Source organism: Chryseobacterium kimseyorum (assembly GCF_025971945.1).
In the GTDB taxonomy this organism is placed as follows: domain Bacteria; phylum Bacteroidota; class Bacteroidia; order Flavobacteriales; family Weeksellaceae; genus Chryseobacterium; species Chryseobacterium kimseyorum.
In genome coordinates this window covers 323,514-343,105 of the sequence record NZ_JAPDHW010000003.1, presented here as the reverse complement: position 1 = coordinate 343,105, position 19,592 = coordinate 323,514, and the positions used below count along the sequence as shown (strand labels likewise).

Below are 19,592 nucleotides of genomic sequence, written 5' to 3'. Positions count from 1 at the left end.
TTCCTCTAGTGACTGAAATCATATGCTGATAATTATTTTATTGATAAGTAAAATAGATTAAGGAACATATTTTGAATATAGACCACTATTAATCATATTAATTGCCATGTCACAAATCAACTCGAAGGTCATTGCGCTCATAGGAGGAGGCCCAGCAGCTTTATTTTTTCTTAAACATATCATTCTTAAAAAAATAAAACCCGAAACAATTTATATTTTTGAAAAAAATGAGCGCCTCGGTGTGGGTATGCCCTATGGTAAAGCAGGCTCGGGCTATGAGCATGTTGCCAATGTTTCAGCCAATGAGATTCCGAAACTGTCAGACGATATAGAACTTTTTATTCAGAAACATTCTGCAGATGGTTTTGATGAATATCTGACAGATGGAGCAATTAATCGCGATCAGGTAATTCCGAGGCTCTTGCTGGGAAATTATCTTGAAAATCAGTTTTTAGCATATATAAAGCTTGCGAAAAGTTCCGGAATTAAGGTTGAAACCTATACTAACACAGAAGTTAAAGATATAGTTCATTTTAATGACATTGAAACCTATTCAATCATTGCAGGAAATGAAAAATATCATGCAGATGTTGTGATTCTCTCTACGGGACATCAGTGGCCCAGATCTTATGAAGATACGCAGAAAGGATGGTATGATTCTCCTTATCCGCCATCGAAATTTAACTTTACAACCAATTATCCTGTAGCTGTGAAAGGCGCTTCACTAACGGCTGTAGATGTAATAAGAACTCTTTCTAGACAAAACGGAAACTTTATTAAAGATAAAAACCGTGTAGAATATATTTTAAAGCCAGAATCTGAAAATTTCAGAATCGATCTGTATTCTTTAAGTGGTTTCTTACCAGCTTTGCGGTTTCATTCTGAAGATGAAGCCTATTCTTCTGACTGGAAAATGTCATTAAACGAAATTTTTGAATACAAAAGGAAACACGGCGGATTTGTAGATCTCGATTATGTTTTTAACAAAAATTTCAAAATGCCGCTGCAGAAAAAAGATCCTGAGTTTTATAATGAAATTAAAAATTTAAGCATCGAAGAATTTGTGGAGAAAATGATGAAACTGCGAAAAGAATTAGACAGTTTCGAACTTTTCAAAGCAGAGTATGCAGAGGCAGAGAAATCAATTAAGAGACATCAGTCGATTTCCTGGAAGGAAGCTCTTACCGCATTCAGTTACACAATGAATTATCCGGCAAAACATTTTTCAGCGGAAGATATGATCCGACTCAACAAAGTGCTGATGCCACTGATATCAATTATCATTGCTGCTCTTCCGCAGTCTTCTTACAGAGAAGTGATTGCATTGTATGATGCAGGTATCATCCGTTTAAATAATGTAGATCCGGAAAGTAAGGTAAAGCCACAGGATTCTGAGGGCGCGGTGTATGAATTTAAAGATGATACAGGTAATTCACATGAAATTCCCTATCAAATGTATGTTGATGCAACCGGGCAGAGGGCTATGAATTTTAACGATCTGCCCTTTGATGGATTGAAAAATCAAGGTACAGTGAGCACCGGTTATCTTAGTTTTAAAGATGAAAATGAGGCTGAAAAACAGTTGGAAAACGGAAATAAAATGGTGAAAAGCGGAGCAAACAATAATTTCTACCTGCAGGTAAAAGGACTCAGTATCAATGATTATTTTCAGGCACTGGATTCTTACGGAAATGTGAGGAAAAATCTATACATCATGTCAGTGGCTTATATCGGCGGACTAAATCCTGATTATTCAGGACTGGATTTTTGCGATACTGCCGGTGAAATCATCGTAAATTCTATGGTCGGATAAATCATTAAGAGCTAATTATTTAATTTGAAAATGATTGCACAAGAAAAAAGCATCCCAATTGAGATGACTGAATTCTGTTTATATTAAAAAATTTTACTCAGTAAATATTTTTCATTGGCAATCAACTATTTCAATTAAATAATTGGCTCAAAAACCCGGTCTACATTTCCGGTGTTTGAAAGCAAACCTTTTATTTTTATAATAAGATCATCCATATCAAAAGGCTTAGGAACGAAATCGGTTGCTCCTGCTCCATTCGCTATGCTGCTGCCATCAACACTCGCTGAAAGTACAATCACCGGAAGATTCTCGTACTCTGGTGACGTTCTGAGTGTTTTTAAAACCTGATCGCCAGATAGTACAGGCATCCAAAGGTCAAGCAACAAAAGATCCGGAGAATTGTTATTCATCTCCCTTATAAGATTGGTGCTGTTTATTTCGGTAACTACATCGAAGCCTTCCGACTCCAACAACATTTGTAATACATCAAGAATGCCCTGGTCGTCATCACAGACCATTATTTTTTTATTTTGATTTTTCATTATTTATCAACTTTCATTATTGGTAATGTGAAACTAAAGGTTGATCCTTTACCTATTTCACTCTCTACCCAAAGTGTTCCTTTGTGATTGGCTACAATCTCGTGTGAGATGTATAAACCAATCCCTAATCCAGGGAATTTTTTCTGAATATCTCTGGCTCTGAAGAATCTTTCGAAAATCTTCTTTTTATCCTGTGGGCTTATGCCCATTCCGTAATCAATTACGGAAACTTTCACAAAATCTCCTACCCGGCTTACATGCACATCTACTTTTTCTGCACCGGGAGAATATTTAATTGCGTTTGAAATCAAATTGTTGATCACTTGTGAAATTTGCAATTCATCTCCCAAAATAACCGCCTCGGTAGCTCCAGATAACACGATATTATAATTAGGAGTAGCCAAAGACAGGCTTTCTACGGTATCCCGTATGGTTTTATCTATAGCAAAAGGCTCGTTGTGCACTTCTATATTTCCGGATCTGATTTTTGAAGTATCCAGAAGTTCTGTAATTAAATTATTGAGTCTGTCAACGTAAGTCCCGACCTTATCCAAAGTAGTCAGGTATTTCTCTGATGCCGATTCAGGAGGCATCCTTTGAAGAAGCTGAACCAAACCTTTAATAGTTGTTAAAGGAGTTTTCAGCTCATGACTTGCGATGGATAAAAAATCATCTTTACGTCTGTCAATCTCAGTTTTATCAGTAATATCTTCGATGGCAATCAAGATTCTGTCTTTATACTGACCTTCAAACTCTACACGGTAAGCGTTGAGAAGCATCACCTTTTTTCCTATGTGGGGAAAATCATGCTCAACTTCAAAATCGATTACAGGATTATTGGTTGGTAATATTTTTATAAGAAGTTCTTTCAGTGCCTCTATGTCCCACTGATGATTTCCCAGTTCGAACAGCAAAGTCCCCACTGTATCTTCCTGTGAAACTTTAAATGTATTTAAAAAATGAGTATTGGCACTTATTACAACGTAATTTGCATCCAGCACCAATAAACTTTCTCTCACTGTATGAATAATACTTGAAAGAAATGCCTGATTATCGATAAGCTCCTGCGTGCGGGTCTGAATTTTTTTCTCTACAGAAAGTTTTTCTTCTCTGAGATCATTTTCTGCCCTTTTTCGGTCAGTAATATCATTTTGAACGCCTATGAAATGAGTAACTTCTCCTTTATCATTCTGTACGGGAGAAACATAGAGTTCATTCCAAAAAAGAGTTCCGTTTTTTCTGTAGTTTCTGATTTCAACTCTGCATTCTTTACCTTCTTCGATACACGCTTTAAGAATTGATCTCTCTGGCTGCGATCTGTCCTGTGACTGTAAAAAACGGCAGTTGTGACCTATGATTTCATTATGTTCATATCCAGTAATTGTTTCAAATGCTTTATTACAATAAATGATAGGGTTATCCGGCTGAGTATTGTCAGTGATTATAATTCCTGAATTCGCTGAGTTAAGTGCTTTGAGATAAATGTCTAAATTATTCTCCAATTTGCTGTCAGACCTGTGATAGGCGTCATTTGATGTTTCCAAATCTCATTGGTTTTATTAACATAAGTTTGCAAAAATAGTAGAAAATAAAAACAATCTACTATTTTACAATACAGATATTGGTGTAAACCAAATATTATGCCCAGAATATGAACAAAATCATAATTTTTTAAATATTATTTTTTGAACTATTCTTGATGAGAAAATTTAAATTTTTTAGACGGGCGACAGTTAAACTAAAAACTAATCATTCAAATACTTAGACCATTAAAATAAAAATTTATGCTTCCTGACAAGAATCTTGTTTTGTAGTAACTAATCGTCTACCTTTACAAAAACTGTTTAATACGGTCAGTATGATTGAAAATACATTTGGCATAAATATTCTGCCTGAAAATGAGACTGCGCGTCTCGAAGCTTTACAGCGCTACAGAATCACTGACACTCCTTCAGAAGACAGTTTTGATGGGATCGCCAGACTCGCAACACAGATATTCAATGTTCCCATTTCTCTTCTTTCTCTCGTAGATGCAGAATCTGTTTTCTTTAAAGCCAATATTGGTATGGGTAAAGCAAAAGAGGCAAACCGAGGTAAAAGTCTGTGCGCCTTGGCAGTACTTGACCATGAAGTTACCGTATTTGAAGATGCACTGAAAGAGCCTTGCCTGATGGCTAATCCGAATGTGATTGGTGATTTCGGTTTAAGATTTTACGCAGGTGCACCACTGATAACGCACGATGGATTTCTGATCGGAACACTTTGCATCATCGACCAAAAAACCAGAGATTTCAGTCAGTCAGACAGAAAGATACTAGAAGGTCTTGCAGCCACTGCAATGGAGCAGATAGAACTCAGACGTTCTTCAATTGATACCATAGATGAACTTAAAAAAGCAAATCTTCAGTTATCTCATATTGAACTTGACCTGAAATCTGCCATAGAAGAACTTGCAACCATCAACGAAGAGATGGAAGCAACCAATGAAGAACTGAATGCGGCCAACGAAAATGTAAGCAGATCTTACGACCTTACCGTGACCCTCAATAAAAATCTTCAGAACAGCGAACTCCGTTTAAAATCATTTATCAGTAAAGCACCGATAGCATTTGGTATTTTGACAGGAAAAGACCTGAATATCGAAGTCGCCAATGATATGATTCTTAAAGTTTGGGGTAAGGAAAAAAAAGTAATCGGGAAACCTTTAGCCGAAGCTTTACCTGAATTGATAGGTCAGCCCTACATTCCTATTTTAGAAAATGTCTTCGAAACTGGAGAAACTTATCTGGGAGATACGGCGAATGTAAAAATAGAAACTGACGGTATTTTAAAAGACTGTTATTTTGATTTTATATATGAACCTTTAAAAAGTGAAGAAGGCCGTACTGTTGCCATCATTGTTATTGCCAATGAGGTTACAGACAGAATCTTTAAGAAAAACGAATTAGAGAATTTCAACCAGCAGATGGAAATTGCCTTGCATGCTGGTCAGCTGGGATCATATAATTTAGACCTTACTACTGGGGAGATCAATTCTTCTGCACAGTGTAAAGCAAATTACGGATTGCCCAATGATTTTAAATTTACTTTTGATAAACTCATGCAGATTGTTGTTCCTGAATACCGAGATTCAATTAAGGAAAAAATAAATCAGTCTGTAGAGAATCATTCGGCCTTTCATGCAGAATATTTGGTAAAGTGGCCGGATGAATCTTTACACTGGATCAACGCATCAGGTCTTCCAAGCTTTAATGCTGAAGGTATTGCCACCCATATGATCGGCGTAACCGTTGATATTACTAAAAGAAAAAACTACGAAACCCAGAAAGATGATTTTCTAAGTATTGCAAGTCATGAGCTTAAAACCCCTATTACAAGCCTTAAAGCAAGTATACAGCTTTTAACGCGACTGAAAGACAGGCCCACGCATGAGATGATTCCCAAACTTATTGATCAATCAGCAAAAAGTCTTGAGAAACTGAGCGCACTTGTTGACGAATTATTAAATTTAAACCGACTGAGCGGAGGCCAGTTAGAACTAACTAAAGAAACATTTACCGTTTCAGAGATGCTTGATACGTGTTGTAACGATATCAGAATTGCCGGCAAACATCAGTTAATCCTGAAAGGAGATTTGGAAGCGGCAGTATTTGCAGATATCCAGCGTATTGATCAGGTGGTGGTCAATTTTGTCAACAATGCTGTAAAGTATGCACCCACTTCAGAAGAAATTCATCTGATCGTAGAGAAACTGGATGACAGGATAAAAGTCACCGTCAGAGATTTTGGTGAAGGCATCGATCCAGAAATACAGCCTTTTTTGTTTGACAGATATTACCGCGCCAATCACAACGGGAAAAAATATTCCGGATTAGGACTTGGCCTTTATATCTCATCTGAAATTATTAAAAGACACGAAGGCGAAATAGGTGTTGAAAGTACCGTAGGTGAAGGAAGCAGCTTTTGGTTTTCTCTGCCTTTTCAGGATAAAGCATTGCTTAATTAGGAAAAAACTTGAAGTTAAAACAGGATTTAAAAGATCATACTCAGCATCAACTTTTGTAATTACTCTGTCAATTATGCTGATTTTCAAAACAGTAGCTACAGAAAGAATTGTATTCTCTCTGTAATCGCGTATACCAAATATAAAGCAAAAATTTTCTGCAAATTTGAAAACTTTTCATGACTCTAAAAATGTATATTTGCGAAAATAATTTTCATCACAAGATATAGCGATATCACTATGCAGAACTACGATTTCCCAAAACTGATACCGATGACCAGCTTTGTTATCGATTATTATTCCCACGAGGGATATGCAGATCTGCAGACTTTACAGCTGATGAAAAATTATGCTAACTTTCTCAAGCAGCCTTTATCATTGTGGATGTTTATTCCGATGGATTCTGAAGGTGAACTTCTTAAAGAACCTGAAGACTATGAATTCTGGAAACATGCAAACTCAAAAATAAAGAAAGATCTCAATATTTCTGAAGCCGGAAAAATAATTCAATACAAAGCGTACGAAAAGGCGCGAAAAAAAATCCTTTTTGAAGGTTTTAAGGTTGCATACAACGGCTATTCTGTGGTAAGAATTGTAGCATCTTACGATGATTCTATTGAGCTGTCTTTCAAAAAAGACAATTCAAGTACACTTCCTGATGATGTAGAATCTCTTACCAAATATGATAAGATTTATTTAAGTCCGTTATCTTTAAAATCAATAGGTATCAGTAAATAAATCCTGCCCAAAAATTCCAAACCATTTCTAAAACTGACGTACAGAATTTCCGGAATGTTTCATCGAAGCATTTTGCGCATGGAAATTATAGTACGTATGATACAAATCTGTGAAATATAAATCAGATTCAATTTCGTTCATTTCAGAAGCAGACTGCGCATACTCAATTTTGGATGACTGTGTAACAGAAGTAGATTTTGCAGTTTTTTTATTTTTTTTACAGTGACAATATTGATGGTCATCAGTTTTGTGAACAGATAAATCCATCGTTTTAATTTCAATATCCTGAAACTGCGTTTTCCTTTCAAAAGTTTTATGATCTAAGGTAAACCACGGTTCGCCGTGATAGAAGAAATGATCAATAATATCGGGATGATTTAAGAGTTTTTTATCTGAAGGTGTTGCAGAGCAATACCCTTTACAATTTGTGCAAAAAGCCACATTTATAGAAATCGACAGCATAATTTTTTGTTTTTGGATTGTACCCTTATATATCAGAATTTATGCCATTGAAGTGTTATTATGAGAGAAATTGACAAGATTGTATCTTTTAAATTATCAGTGTTTTTGCTGTTTGCAATTTATAAGAAACCTGATTCAGAACTGGCCTGAATAAATTCTATTCACTATTGTAGCTGGTGGAATAATCTTTGTCTAAATTAGTACAACCCTATATCACAAAAAAATATGAAGATCGCAACCTACAACGTCAACGGAATCAACGGAAGACTGCCGGTTTTACTCCGGTGGTTAGCAGAGGCTCAACCTGACATTGTCTGCCTGCAGGAATTGAAATGTCCTCAGGAAAAATTTCCCATTGAGGAAATCAACGGAGCCGGTTATCAGGCGATTTGGAAAGGTCAAAAAAGCTGGAATGGTGTTGCAATTCTATCTAAAGGATACGAGATTAAAGAAGTTCAGAATTCCTTACCTGGAGATCCTGATGATGTTCAGAGCCGTTATATTGAAGCGATCATAAATCAGACGGTTATTTGCTGTTTATATTTACCCAACGGCAATCCTTATCCCGGTGAAAAGTTCGAATATAAGCTGTCATGGATAAAACGTTTTAAAAGAAGGACCAACCAGCTCATTAAAATGGAACTTCCTGCGATTTTGATTGGTGATTTTAATATTATTCCTACTGAAAAAGATGTGCACAAACCTGAAAAATGGGAAGACGATGCGCTTTTCAGAACAGAAGTGAGAAAAGCATACAAGGATTTAGAGAAGAAAGGCTGGCTCGATTCAATCCGCAAAATATATCCTGATGAAACCGTTTACACTTTTTGGGACTACATGTACAAATCTTATGAGCGTAATGCGGGAATTCGTTTAGATCACATCCTTCTAAGTCCGTACCTTTCGCCGAAACTCAGTAAAGCTGGTGTTGATGAACACGTTCGCGGATGGGAAAAGAGCAGCGATCATGCGCCTGTATGGATTGAGCTTAAGAAATAATGTATAAATGAAGCAGTCTATTAGATTTTCAAACACAAAAAAAGTCATGCATAGCGCATGACTTTTTTTTATGAAGTGATTTGTCGGCAATTATTTTGCTTCGAAATAAACTCTTCTGTTTGCTCTGTTTTTCCATTCAGGACATTTTGTAGCAGGATCACATTCTGGATATTTAAGGTCTTTTTTACCTTTTCCGATTGCATCAAGCTTAGTAGATTCTACACCGTTTTTGATTAAATAATCTTTCACGCTGTTTGCTCTTTTTTCAGATAAATTCTGGTTATAAGTTTCAGAACCTCTAGTATCAGTTGTACCAACTACTGTGTAAGCACCGTTTGAAGAATTGATGTAATTTACAGCATTGTTCAAGATAGGTGTGTTTGAAGGCAAAATTCTGTCAGAATTCAAATCAAATTCAATTCCGTCTAATTTTGTTTCAGCTTCTGTTACTGTACCTGAGTTAGTAGGTGTTGTAGGACATCCGTTATTTTCTACAGGTCCCGGAACAGTTACACATTTATCATAAAGATCAATCACACCGTCCATATCAACGTCTAAAGCTACCCCAGAACCATCAACTCTTGCACCTGCAGGAGTATCAAGCTGTCTGTCCCAGTCGTCACATACACCGTCGTTATCAGCATCTCCGCTTTTACAAACTTCAATATCCTGATTTTTCTCAGCCAATACATCTAATTTATAATAGATTTCCTGCAAAGGATCATGCCACATCAAGTGAGAGTCATGCTTACCTAATTTTAAAGATAAACCTACAGTAGCGTTGAAGAAATTGTCTGAAACCTGATCTTCTCTTCTGTTAATCGCGCTATATGGCTCACCACCACCATCAAACTGGTCGTCTGTAGTTACCACATACATTACTCTACCTTCAAGATCAAGTCTGTTGTTGATCTTATATTTTAAACCTGCACCAGCCTGTCCAAAGAAATTTAATGTTTTAAATGGTTTAATTTCAGTCATTAATCTTTGTCCGGTGTCATCTTTCAGATATGCTCTGTAAGCGATACTACCAATACCTGCGTAACCGTGTAATGCCCATCTGTAAGGAGATTTGTTGTCTACACGTCTCATTAGATTTGAGAAATTAATATCTCCTAAGATTGAGATTGCATCATACTGTGTTCTTGCACCGTATTGTCCGTTAGCTGCTGCATTGGCAGGAGCTGCATCTTTGGTGTTAAACCATCCCTGTCTTGTTTCTCCACGGTCATATTGAAGGTTAATTCCAAAAGCGTGTGTAATTGCTTTATCAACACTTACGTAAGCTGAATAACCAATAAGGTTTTTACCGTTACCGTTTTTGATAGATGTCAAATCTGCAGACTGCAGTAAAGGCACACCGCCCCCGAATGATACTGACCAGTCATTGAATCTTTTAGAAGACTGTGTAAACTTGCTAACATTAGCAGAACCCGAACTGAAAGTATTTGGGTATTCTCCGCTAGACACAACTTGTAAACTGTCTTGAGCGAATGCCGTTGCTGGCAATGATAATGCTAATGAGAAAATTGCTAAACTTAATTTCATGCTAAATTTTTAATAATTATTTATTTGATCGATAATAAATCAATACTCTATGATTTACTTTTTATGCTCTCTCCTGAACCGATGTGTTCAGCGAGCGCCTGCTGCAGGGGATTTTTCGTACGTGCAGTGAGACTCGCAATTTCTGTACCAAAAAAGGAGTTACGCAGATACTTATTATAAATTGTAGATGAGAAAGGGTCAGTTATGTATTACCTAAGAGGCGCATAACTGTCTAACTGTAAGAAACTTTTAATGAGAATAAAGTCATCATTAGAGCTGTATCAGCAGATGAAAATTCTTTGTTAAATAAAATTAATATAGATTGATTTTAAACAAGATTCGCACTATTCTATCACATTCTTGATTTTCATTTTAGCAAAATTGTAAGCATTTTTAGCTTCGTCATGAGTAATCTTAAGCGAAATCTCGAAGCCATTGTTTAGAAAAAAGGTAACGTAACCTTCATTATTGAACGCAAGGAAACATATATTTTCAGAGTCAACAATTACAGGAGCTCCCAAAGCTTTAGCTCCTTCTGCAGTATTTGGTCTACGCATGGACTGCAAAACTGATGGGTGAATAATAATCAGCCCCTCAACCGTTGTTTCGAGTTTAATTTTCATAATAGCTACTTTGATGTAAATCCTGAATAAATTTGATTTACACATGAAATTACTTTGCTAAGGTAAGTTTTTTCATCTATCATAAGTTTTAAAGCATTCCTAAAAATATATAAATTGTATTAAGATTTATGAGAATTCATGTAGGAAGACAATAAAAAGTCATTAATGTTTTTTAATAACAGTAATGAAAGTAAGAAATGATTATATCAAAATAGACATGAAAATTTCTTTCTGACCATTTTAAACAAAAAAAGCTGCTTCTCTCGAAACAGCTTTCTTCAACGATATATATCGATTATGCAAGTCTTACATTAACTGCATTTAATCCTTTTTCGCTTTTTTCTACGTCAAAAACTACTTTATCATTCTCACGAATCATTTTAGTGTTTAAGCCTGAAGAATGTACAAAAATGTCTTGTCCTCCTTCTGCTGGAGAGATAAATCCGAAACCTTTTGTTTCGTTAAAAAATTTTACTGTGCCTTGTTGCATTGTATTGGTATTAAAAATTGTTTTATTATTGATAGGTCTAATTCTAAATTAAACTTTTTTTCTTTTTAGGGTTCATTGGTCATGAGACCGCTGAATAAGCCGTGGTTTTCTTTATTTCTATTCCACTGTCGGATATCTTACTGACGAAATTGCTGACGTCTTTTGATATTACTGAGGTAAAAAATATATTCTGTCTTTTCAGAGGAAGTTTAGCAATAAGCCTTTTAAGGTCGATGGCATTTTTTTCCAATAAAATTTCGATGTCATCCACAATCAAAACTTCTATTTTCGAAAGACTGATATGTCTCTGATCATCCAGCTCAAGTAATTTATCAGGTGTTGCAATCAGCACATCCAGTCTCCTTCTCAACGAAGAAAGTTGTGTTCCGTTTGAAATCCCTTCATATACTGACAGCTGAGACAAAGGCAGATACTTGGTATAGAGTTTAAAGTTCTCTTCTATTTCTAGAGCGGTGTCTTTGGTAGGAGTCAAAACTAAAACCCTGATATCATTGTGATCCGGATTATTCTTTTTAAGCGCCTGTATGATGGGCATTGTGAAAGAAGTCATCCTTTCTGTACCTCGTGCAATCTGACAGAGAATATCTTTGCCGTTCAGGATCTGCGGAATGATTTGTGTCTGCAGTTCTGTTGGCATCGGACATCCTGCTTCTGTAGCAGCGCGAATGATGGGATTGATTAAGTTTAGATTCTTAAAACTCATAGTATTTGTTTGCCGAGTTACGGCTTTCCTCTTCAAAACTGAGTTGGAAACTTGATTAATAATTGTGACCTGGTGAGATCGTTTTTTTATCAGAATTTAATATTCTCTGTTTATTATTTGTTTACCTTTATATAACATCATAATCATCCGAGGGATAATAAAAATAATGTTCTATAGTTTCTTTTGCCGATCCGCAAAGCTTAGACAGCTTATCTAAAGGCTCCTGATGTGCAGAAAAACTGTCTGGAACATCTATCAGAAATTCTGAAAGCACCTCAATATTCATAAAACTCATCATCATAAAATCGTTGAGCGAACTGAGTTTGTAGTTCTCATAGAATGAAGGCTTGTTCAGACTAACCGCATCATTGTATTTAAAAAGGTGAATCGTCTTCATAGCAGCTGTTTCAAAATATACAGTTCAGAACCCGTTCTGAATTTAAATCAAGATGCTGTGATGATAAATATTCTGTTTTTTACACAAATTTAATCTACAATAGCTCCTGTTCATTTGTTCTAGGGAATTATTATTTTGGAACTCAATAAAGAAAAAGGAATTTTCTCAGAAGAATTTTTTTTAAATACTCTCAGGAAGAGATTTAATGCAAACGTATAACTCTTATATTTTAAAATACTCTCTGAAGCGTTCTGTTTTTAAGAACAAGACAGTCTTCAGGTATTTATTTCACATTACAAAGATGAGCAAAAATCAAACGGCGCGTTTACATAAATAAAAATTCAATTTACATAAATCACACATTCTATAAATCTTCAAGATTCTTTTGACGTTTATGTTTGAGCTGTTTATAAAAAGACGGAGCCAAACCTGTAATTTTTTTAAACTGATAAGAAAGATGTCCTACACTGCTATAGTTGAGTTTGTAAGCAATTTCAGTCATATTGAGTTCATTATACAGTAAAAGTTCTTTTACCTTTTCGATTTTATTTAAAATTATAAAATTCTGTATGGTATACCCGTTGACTTCGGAAAAGACATTCGACAGATAAGTATAATCGTATTCTAGTTTTTCGCTTAGGTATTCTGAAAAATTTTCTTTCGGCTGCTCATCAGCATTATGAATCATCTCTGTAATGGTATTTTTAATTTTTTCAATTAAAATACTTTTTTTGTCATCCAATAATTCCAGCCCCAAAATCGTCAATCTCTGCCTGAAAATCTCCAGTTTTTCGTTTGAAACAGCTTCAGGAATATCCACTGTTCCCAACTGAACGACTGCATGAAGGATTCCCAGTTTTTCAATTTCTTCCTGCACCATCATCTTACACCGCAGACTGACCATATATTTAATGTATATTCTCATGCTAACTTTTGTAGAGGCAATCTGAATTTTTTTTAAAATAAATAACGACGGCCAATATGAAAAGTAAGATACATATAATATATTAAATGTGTAAAAAATATTGTTCAGGATTGAAATCTCTTTCTATGTTCCAGGCGCGAGCTTAAGATTCATTTCACTCTAATCGTAATAAAATCAAATATTTACAAATAACTTCTCTTTGCATTAAAACTATACCTACCTTTATCTGAAACTTGTTTGCCTCCGCATATGATTTAATGATAAAGCCATGCATCCAACATCCATACAACCGCTTCCAAAGACTCAGAAAACAGGTCTGAAACCTTTTGCATCAGTGCGAATTGCCTATTTTATCATGGTACACAACGAACCGGAACAGTTTATCAGAATGTTTCAGAAAATTTATACACGGGATCAGTTTTACCTTATTCATATTGACAGAAAAGCGAGCGCTGAAATAACGGACATCATTCAGGGATTCCTGATTCATTATCCAAATGCCTATATTTTGGAGAGTATGAATATTACTTCCGGAGGTTTTAATATGGTTCAGATTGAACTGAACGCTATGGAATTTCTTCTAAATGTGAGTAATGACTGGGAATATTTTATCAATCTCAGCGGTGAAGATTATCCTTTGAAATCCCAAACCATCATACGGAAATTTTTAACGGAACAAAACGGTAAAAATTATCTCTTTTACTATGATCAGAAATTTTACAGACCTGATACTTTAAAAAGAATTCAGAATCATTTCACAGAACTCGCATTCAGGATTTCATCTTTTATCTACAAGAGAGAATTTATGAAGGATGTAACCCCATTCATTGGCGGAAAATGGATGATTCTTACCCGGGATACCTGCTGTTTTTTATCCAACAGCAAACGCGTCATGAGATTTGAAGACTATTATCTTCACACCTTTCTGCCGGCAGAATCTTTCTTTCAGACCGTCTTGATGAATACCTCTTTTCATGACATTATCGTGAATGATGATAAACGTGCCATCATAGATCTCAGTGTTTTAGAAATCAATTCGTCAACATCAATTTTTGAAACTTATCTGAAATCAAATACCCATCTTTTTATCAGAAAGCTGAATTACAAAAACCATCAGGAACTGCTAAGTTACATTGCAGAAAATTTTAACGAGCCGCTACCGGAAGTCAATGATTTGGATAAAGAACTCAGAAATAATTCCAATCAGGATAACTGACAGAGACAAAAAATTTTACAAAAAAAATCTCCACAGAAAATTCTGCGGAGAAATATTTATGTTGAAATGTTTTCAGGTTATACCAAAGACATCCAGTTGCTGTTTTCTGAGTAATCATCCAACGGTTTAAGATCCTGGTGGTGATTCATTGAAGCAAGGAGCGAAACGATTTCCTGTCTTGTCATCTCCACAGAATTATCAACCAGTTTCTGATTAAATCCTGCATTGCTCAACTCCAAAAGATCATTTACTGTGATGATTCTTGCAACCACTTTTCCTAAATCAATCATTTTTCTCTGAGAAATTGCTGTATTAATTGTGAAATCCAGGTTTTGAGTATATAGTTTAGCAGCATTTCCGCTTAATACGTTCTGCTGAAGATACTCACCCACATTGTCGAGTTTCTTTTTCTTCATATCTTTCAAAATTCCTTCTGAAATCTGTGTGTACAACATTTCATTAGAACCTTCAAAGATTTGGAACGGACGGCTGTCCATAATTCCTCTTCCACCGATGTGGCTCATTCTGTAACCTTTTCCACCTGAAAGCTGTACCAAAATCTGTGCAGCCTCCTGCATCATATCGGTTACCAAAGCTTTCATTGAATTGGCATGAACACCTTCTGATGAAAGGTTGTGATCAATTCCGCTTATTTTAGAACTTTTTGCACACATTGCTGAACAAAGCGTGAAGAACGATTCTAATCTTGTCAGCTGATACTGTACCTGATCTAAGGCATAAAGGTTTGAATTTCCTACAATTCTTGTTCTTGTATGATCCAAAGCTTCATCAAGCATTCTTTTCAGGAATCCCATTCCCATTCCCGGGAACTGAAATCTACTTCTGTGAAGAATATCAAGCATCATTTTCAGACCTGTAGATTCAGGAATCAGTTTATTGGCTTGAGGAACTGTAATATCTATTTTATTAAGACCGTAAGGAATCATGTATAATCCTGGATTATCATAATATTCCAATACTTCAATATTCTGGTGAGGCTTGTGCGTATCGGCGATGAAGAAATCTACATCTCTTGATAAACTTCCTTCTGCATTGGCACTTCTTGAGGTGATTAGCCAGTAATTGGCCAAACCTGTAAGACCCTGCCAGTGTTTTGTACCTTTTACTTCATAAGAATCTCCTTTCAACTCGTTTTGAGTCTTCATATTTAATGCATCACTTCCAAAATCCGGCTCCGTGATCATCAAACCACCCATCGCACCATAATCTAAGAAATGCTTAAAAATATCTCCTTTGATAGATTCATTTCCATATTTGGCTAATGGCTCAAGAAAAAGAGCAATATTAATCCCAAAAGTCAATGATAAAGGAAGCGATTCGTAAGATGCAGCAGATAAAATCCCAAGACATTCTTTCACTTTCAGTCCACGACCTCCGAATTCAGTGGGCACAGCCACCGAGAGCGGTTTAAGATTCATGATTTCTTTCCATACACTTGGCGGAAGACCTCTTGATTGGCTTAGCTGGTCGATGTTTTCTCTCTGAAAAAGATGATGGAGTGAAGTTTTAAAATGATCAAGAAATTCAGGATAATTTTCCCCGGATAACCTGTTTGAAGATTCAGTCATACAAAATAAAAAATATGTGCTGGATGCCATTGATACAGCGGGATTACAAGATGAAGCGTATGGCGCGATTTAAACTCTAAATCAGTAGCCTCATAAAATCTGCGACCAAGATACAAATTTTCAGTCAGCTATTAAACTAGATGTACAAAAATTGATGTATTATTAACGTAAGATTATGATTTTTAAATAAATCTCAAACAATAGCTGATATTTATCAGTTATATTTAACCTTAATCAGATTAATTAGAATAATTCTTGCTAGTGGGTAATAAGTCTAAATTTTGGTTTTTAAGACTTTTTTCTGAACATTAAATAGCATATAAATAAAGTTACATTTACCAGAACAGCGAAAGCATTTGATAGAATAATGGGCAGTTCATTTTGAATAATTCCGTACCAAACCCATAGAGAAAGTCCACAGATCAATACCAAGATCATCATCCATGAAAGGTCTTCCACATTTTTTTCTTTAATGACTTTGATAAGTTGCGGAATCATTGCTATGGAAGTGAGAAATCCTGCTACTATACCTAATATATTTACATCCATAATTCAATACACTTGTTAAGTTAATGAGCAGTTATGAACCTAATCATAACTGCTCACCTTTATTTGTTTACAACAGATTAACGATGTCTTTTTCCTCTCTGGTGGTAATCCACATTCTGAGGTTTTGCCTGATAGTTTTTTGAAAACTTATCATCATGTTGATGATTGAAAGGATTTGTTGTATGCGTATCTTCGAATTCTAAATGATCAAAATGAACCACTTTACCATTTCTGTAAGATTTCCCTTCAGCTGAAGTGTAGATCTCATTTTCTTTATAAGTATTTCCTTCTGGAGTTGTAAAGGTCTTTATCTTCTGACTGAGCCTTTTTCTTCTTTGGTTGAGAAGGAGAAGAGTTCCTCCGGCTACGAATGCTAATGCGACTTTTATTTTATTGTTCATAAGATTTATTTTGTTATTGAATTAACAAAACACCTGCCAATAGAATCATTGTAAAAACTTTTATTTTTAAAATGGAATTACCGTGTTTTGGTCTTAAAATTGAATAATAAGACTCAACATAAAAATCACTAAAATAAAACATTATGGCAACTAAAACAGCAACAGCTAAGAAAGCTACAGCACCTAAGAAAACTGCAGCGCCAAAAAAATCAACAGCTTCGAAAAGTTCAACCTCAAAATCATCAAAGGCACCTGCAAAAAGTGATGCAGCCTCTGACTTGAAAGACTTTTTTGAAGATGCATTAAAAGATATCTATTGGGCTGAAAAAGCTTTAACAAAAGCACTTCCGAAGATGGAGAAAAATGCAACACATCCAGATTTGAAAAAGGCAATCTCTTCACATTTAGCTGAAACTGAAGTTCAGATTTCCAGATTGGAAGAATGTTTCAAAGCATTAGGATTAAAACCCGAAGCAAAAAAATGTGACGCAATGCAGGGTTTGCTTGACGAAGGCAAAGGTATCATGGAAGAAACGAAAGCAGGAGCTATCCGTGATGTAGGAATTATTGCTGCTTCTCAGAAGATCGAGCATTACGAGATCGCTACCTATGGAAGTTTGGCAGCTTATGCGAAAGTACTAGGTGAGAAAAAATGTTTAAGCAATCTTTTGGCTACTTTAAAAGAAGAAAAAAACTGTGATAAATTATTAAGCACAATCGCTGATACGGCATTGAACAGTAAAGCAAAATAATTCACAAAATTATTTACATAAAGAAATCCTCAATTTTCATTGAGGATTTTCTATTTTATTGAAACTGATTTCTGCCTATTTAATTCTAAATATTGATTATTAATTATTTAAAATCAAAAGATTATTCAGTTCACTTTTGAAGCAGCCCAAAATAAATTCGGCGTAGTATAGCTGTGCATTCAGCGCCTGAGTTTTTGGATGCAGTTCAAGTTTTTTAGAAACGATGATTTCACCTTTATAAGAAATCGCATAATGTGCAAAAACGCTGTAGGTAGAATGTCTTACCGGCGTACAGTATCCGGTTGTCGCAATCGACCAGTCTGTATCAAAAAGTCTGGCTACATTTAAAGCCATTGTCTCAGCAACATTTTCTGATACGCAATCGCAGTTTTCAGCTTCTTTCTTGTCTACATTTAACAATCTGACTTTCTCAGGCAGTGAATAAGCTGTCATTCCGCCTTTATAAAACATGGATGCATTTGGCATTTGTGAAAAGGCTAACTGCAACATTCCGGAAGTCACACTTTCAGCAATAGAAATGGTTTCGCCGGTGGTAATCATACATTCGCTGATGTATTCGAGTATCTTTTTTTGAAATTCCATAATAGTAAAATTTTAGTCTGATTAAATTTTATCTTTTACAAAAAGTATTATTTCCACGGATCTAATACAACCTTTACACAGCCATCTTCTTTTTTATCAAAAATTTCATAACCTTTTGAAACGTCATCCAAAGAAAGTCGGTGAGTAATAATATCATCCAGTTTCACCTGTCCGGTTTCAACATATTTTATCAGCTTGTCAATGATCGCATGTACCGGTGACTGACCTGCTTTTAATGTAATTCCTTTATCAAACATTTGTCCCACTCTGAAATTATCATAATTCATCGGATAAACACCAAGAATCGATACAAAGCCTCCACGCTTCACTCCGCTCATGCACGCATCCAAAACTTTTATCGAACCTTTTTCAAAATTAACAACCGCTTTTGCTTTATCCAATAAATTTCTTTCAGGCTCAAACCCAACAGCTTCGATACAGACATCAGCGCCTCGGCCATCCGTCATATCTCTTATCTGTTCAACGGTCTGTTCTGCATCTTTCCAAAGGATAGTTTCGCAACCTGTCAATTTTTTAATCTGATCCAGTCTATACTGAAGCGTGTCGATCACGATTACCTTTTTAGCATTGTGAAGAACTGCACTTTTGGCAGCCATTGAACCAACAGGTCCTGCCCCAAATATTGCAACTGTCTCACCACCTTTTAAATCTGCCCACATCACGCCGGTATATCCAGTCGGGAAAATATCTGTGAGGAATAAGGCCTGATCATCAGTAAGACTGTCTGCAATTTTTCTAGGTCCGAAATTAGCGTACGGAACTCTTACGTACTGCGCCTGCCCACCATTGTAACCTCCGTAAAGATCACTGTAGCCAAACATTCCACCTCCTTTTTCTGTAAAATTCCACCTTCAGGACCATAATGATCAGGGTTTGAATTTTCGCAGGCTCCGGGAAGATCATGGTTGCAGAAATAGCAGCCACCACAGGCAATCGGAAAAGGTACTACGACTCTGTCGCCAACTTTCAGATGGGTAATATTTCTACCCACATCTTCGATGATTCCCATAAATTCGTGACCCATCACCATCGGACGTGCCTGCGGAATTCCACCGGAATACATATGAAGGTCACTCCCACAGATTGCTGTGGAAGTGACTTTTAAAATAATATCGTTTTGATCTTCAATCTTGGGATCATCTATCGTGTCGCAAGTAATCTTGCCGGGTGCGTGAAAAACAGCTGCTTTCATAAATA

The 19,592-nt window shown here is 35.8% G+C and carries 21 protein-coding genes; 6 read left to right on the top strand and 15 right to left on the bottom strand.

Features of this window, described 5'->3' with window-relative positions:
- Positions 1-106 precede the first annotated feature (106 nt).
- The gene (locus OMO38_RS06575) at positions 107-1,813 is read left to right on the top strand and encodes an FAD/NAD(P)-binding protein (protein ID WP_264749409.1); all 1,707 of its coding nucleotides are present in this window, start codon (positions 107-109) and stop codon (positions 1,811-1,813) included.
- A gap of 134 nt (positions 1,814-1,947) precedes the next feature.
- On the opposite strand, the gene OMO38_RS06570 is transcribed toward OMO38_RS06575, so the two are convergent.
- Together OMO38_RS06570 and OMO38_RS06565 are read right to left on the bottom strand one after the other, a co-directional pair.
- Positions 1,948-2,355 carry a response regulator transcription factor gene (locus tag OMO38_RS06570; RefSeq protein ID WP_264749408.1) on the bottom strand — a complete coding sequence of 136 codons (408 nt, stop codon included), beginning with the start codon at positions 2,353-2,355 and terminating at the stop codon, positions 1,948-1,950.
- Positions 2,355-3,899, bottom strand: a complete 1,545-nt coding sequence (locus OMO38_RS06565; protein ID WP_264749407.1) for a PAS domain-containing protein — start codon at positions 3,897-3,899, stop codon at positions 2,355-2,357. The genes OMO38_RS06570 and OMO38_RS06565 overlap by 1 nt, the downstream gene beginning before the upstream one ends.
- A 314-nt stretch (positions 3,900-4,213) precedes the next feature.
- Here OMO38_RS06565 and OMO38_RS06560 point away from each other — a divergent pair, with 314 nt between their 5' ends.
- Together OMO38_RS06560 and OMO38_RS06555 are read left to right on the top strand one after the other, a co-directional pair.
- Entirely contained in the window at positions 4,214-6,361 is a 2,148-nt protein-coding gene (locus tag OMO38_RS06560; protein WP_264749406.1) for an ATP-binding protein, read from the top strand.
- Positions 6,362-6,598: 237 nt separating this feature from the next.
- Entirely contained in the window at positions 6,599-7,096 is a 498-nt protein-coding gene (locus tag OMO38_RS06555) for a hypothetical protein (protein ID WP_264749405.1), read from the top strand.
- A 27-nt stretch (positions 7,097-7,123) separates the two neighbouring features.
- On the opposite strand, the gene OMO38_RS06550 is transcribed toward OMO38_RS06555, so the two are convergent.
- Positions 7,124-7,558: a hypothetical protein gene (locus tag OMO38_RS06550; protein ID WP_264749404.1), complete on the bottom strand. Its 435-nt coding sequence runs from the start codon at positions 7,556-7,558 to the stop codon at positions 7,124-7,126.
- Between the two features lie 225 nt (positions 7,559-7,783).
- Between OMO38_RS06550 and xth the strand changes: the two genes are divergently transcribed.
- On the top strand, positions 7,784-8,557 hold the full coding sequence (gene xth / locus OMO38_RS06545) for an exodeoxyribonuclease III (protein WP_264749403.1): 774 nt from the start codon (positions 7,784-7,786) through the stop codon (positions 8,555-8,557).
- A 90-nt stretch (positions 8,558-8,647) separates the two neighbouring features.
- Here the strand turns inward: xth and OMO38_RS06540 are convergent, their stop codons facing one another.
- From OMO38_RS06540 to OMO38_RS06515, 6 genes are all read right to left on the bottom strand, one after another.
- On the bottom strand, positions 8,648-10,105 hold the full coding sequence (locus OMO38_RS06540) for an OmpA family protein (protein ID WP_264749402.1): 1,458 nt from the start codon (positions 10,103-10,105) through the stop codon (positions 8,648-8,650).
- A 344-nt stretch (positions 10,106-10,449) separates the two neighbouring features.
- Positions 10,450-10,728: a hypothetical protein gene (locus tag OMO38_RS06535; RefSeq protein WP_264749401.1), complete on the bottom strand. Its 279-nt coding sequence runs from the start codon at positions 10,726-10,728 to the stop codon at positions 10,450-10,452.
- Positions 10,729-11,023: 295 nt separating this feature from the next.
- Positions 11,024-11,218 carry a cold-shock protein gene (locus OMO38_RS06530; protein ID WP_047445827.1) on the bottom strand — a complete coding sequence of 65 codons (195 nt, stop codon included), beginning with the start codon at positions 11,216-11,218 and terminating at the stop codon, positions 11,024-11,026.
- A gap of 79 nt (positions 11,219-11,297) precedes the next feature.
- Positions 11,298-11,942 (bottom strand): DEAD/DEAH box helicase, encoded by a 645-nt coding sequence (locus OMO38_RS06525; protein WP_264749400.1) that lies wholly within the window; start codon positions 11,940-11,942, stop codon positions 11,298-11,300.
- Between the two features lie 127 nt (positions 11,943-12,069).
- Positions 12,070-12,339, bottom strand: coding sequence for a heme oxygenase (locus tag OMO38_RS06520; protein WP_264749399.1), 270 nt, complete (start codon positions 12,337-12,339; stop codon positions 12,070-12,072).
- A 364-nt stretch (positions 12,340-12,703) separates the two neighbouring features.
- Positions 12,704-13,264: a helix-turn-helix domain-containing protein gene (locus OMO38_RS06515; protein ID WP_264749398.1), complete on the bottom strand. Its 561-nt coding sequence runs from the start codon at positions 13,262-13,264 to the stop codon at positions 12,704-12,706.
- Between the two features lie 268 nt (positions 13,265-13,532).
- Here OMO38_RS06515 and OMO38_RS06510 point away from each other — a divergent pair, with 268 nt between their 5' ends.
- On the top strand, positions 13,533-14,480 hold the full coding sequence (locus OMO38_RS06510) for a beta-1,6-N-acetylglucosaminyltransferase (protein ID WP_264749397.1): 948 nt from the start codon (positions 13,533-13,535) through the stop codon (positions 14,478-14,480).
- 77 nt (positions 14,481-14,557) lie between these two features.
- On the opposite strand, the gene OMO38_RS06505 is transcribed toward OMO38_RS06510, so the two are convergent.
- From OMO38_RS06505 to OMO38_RS06495, 3 genes are all read right to left on the bottom strand, one after another.
- Complete coding sequence (locus OMO38_RS06505; protein ID WP_264749396.1) at positions 14,558-16,069, bottom strand: acyl-CoA dehydrogenase family protein; 1,512 nt, start codon at positions 16,067-16,069, stop codon at positions 14,558-14,560.
- 288 nt (positions 16,070-16,357) lie between these two features.
- Positions 16,358-16,618: a SemiSWEET transporter gene (locus OMO38_RS06500; RefSeq protein WP_264749395.1), complete on the bottom strand. Its 261-nt coding sequence runs from the start codon at positions 16,616-16,618 to the stop codon at positions 16,358-16,360.
- A gap of 77 nt (positions 16,619-16,695) precedes the next feature.
- Positions 16,696-17,019: a hypothetical protein gene (locus OMO38_RS06495; RefSeq protein WP_264749394.1), complete on the bottom strand. Its 324-nt coding sequence runs from the start codon at positions 17,017-17,019 to the stop codon at positions 16,696-16,698.
- Between the two features lie 143 nt (positions 17,020-17,162).
- Here OMO38_RS06495 and OMO38_RS06490 point away from each other — a divergent pair, with 143 nt between their 5' ends.
- Positions 17,163-17,771 (top strand): YciE/YciF ferroxidase family protein, encoded by a 609-nt coding sequence (locus OMO38_RS06490; RefSeq protein WP_264749393.1) that lies wholly within the window; start codon positions 17,163-17,165, stop codon positions 17,769-17,771.
- Positions 17,772-17,870: 99 nt separating this feature from the next.
- Here OMO38_RS06490 and OMO38_RS06485 read toward each other — a convergent pair whose 3' ends face one another.
- Genes OMO38_RS06485 through OMO38_RS06475 form a run of 3 tightly spaced genes read right to left on the bottom strand, consistent with a single transcriptional unit; the run spans position 17,871 to position 19,587 of the window.
- Positions 17,871-18,374, bottom strand: a complete 504-nt coding sequence (locus OMO38_RS06485; RefSeq protein WP_264749392.1) for a CinA family protein — start codon at positions 18,372-18,374, stop codon at positions 17,871-17,873.
- A gap of 47 nt (positions 18,375-18,421) precedes the next feature.
- The gene (locus OMO38_RS06480; RefSeq protein ID WP_264749391.1) at positions 18,422-19,216 is read right to left on the bottom strand and encodes a zinc-binding dehydrogenase; all 795 of its coding nucleotides are present in this window, start codon (positions 19,214-19,216) and stop codon (positions 18,422-18,424) included.
- Positions 19,159-19,587 (bottom strand): alcohol dehydrogenase catalytic domain-containing protein, encoded by a 429-nt coding sequence (locus OMO38_RS06475; protein ID WP_264749390.1) that lies wholly within the window; start codon positions 19,585-19,587, stop codon positions 19,159-19,161. The genes OMO38_RS06480 and OMO38_RS06475 overlap by 58 nt, the downstream gene beginning before the upstream one ends.
- Positions 19,588-19,592: the final 5 nt, after the last annotated feature.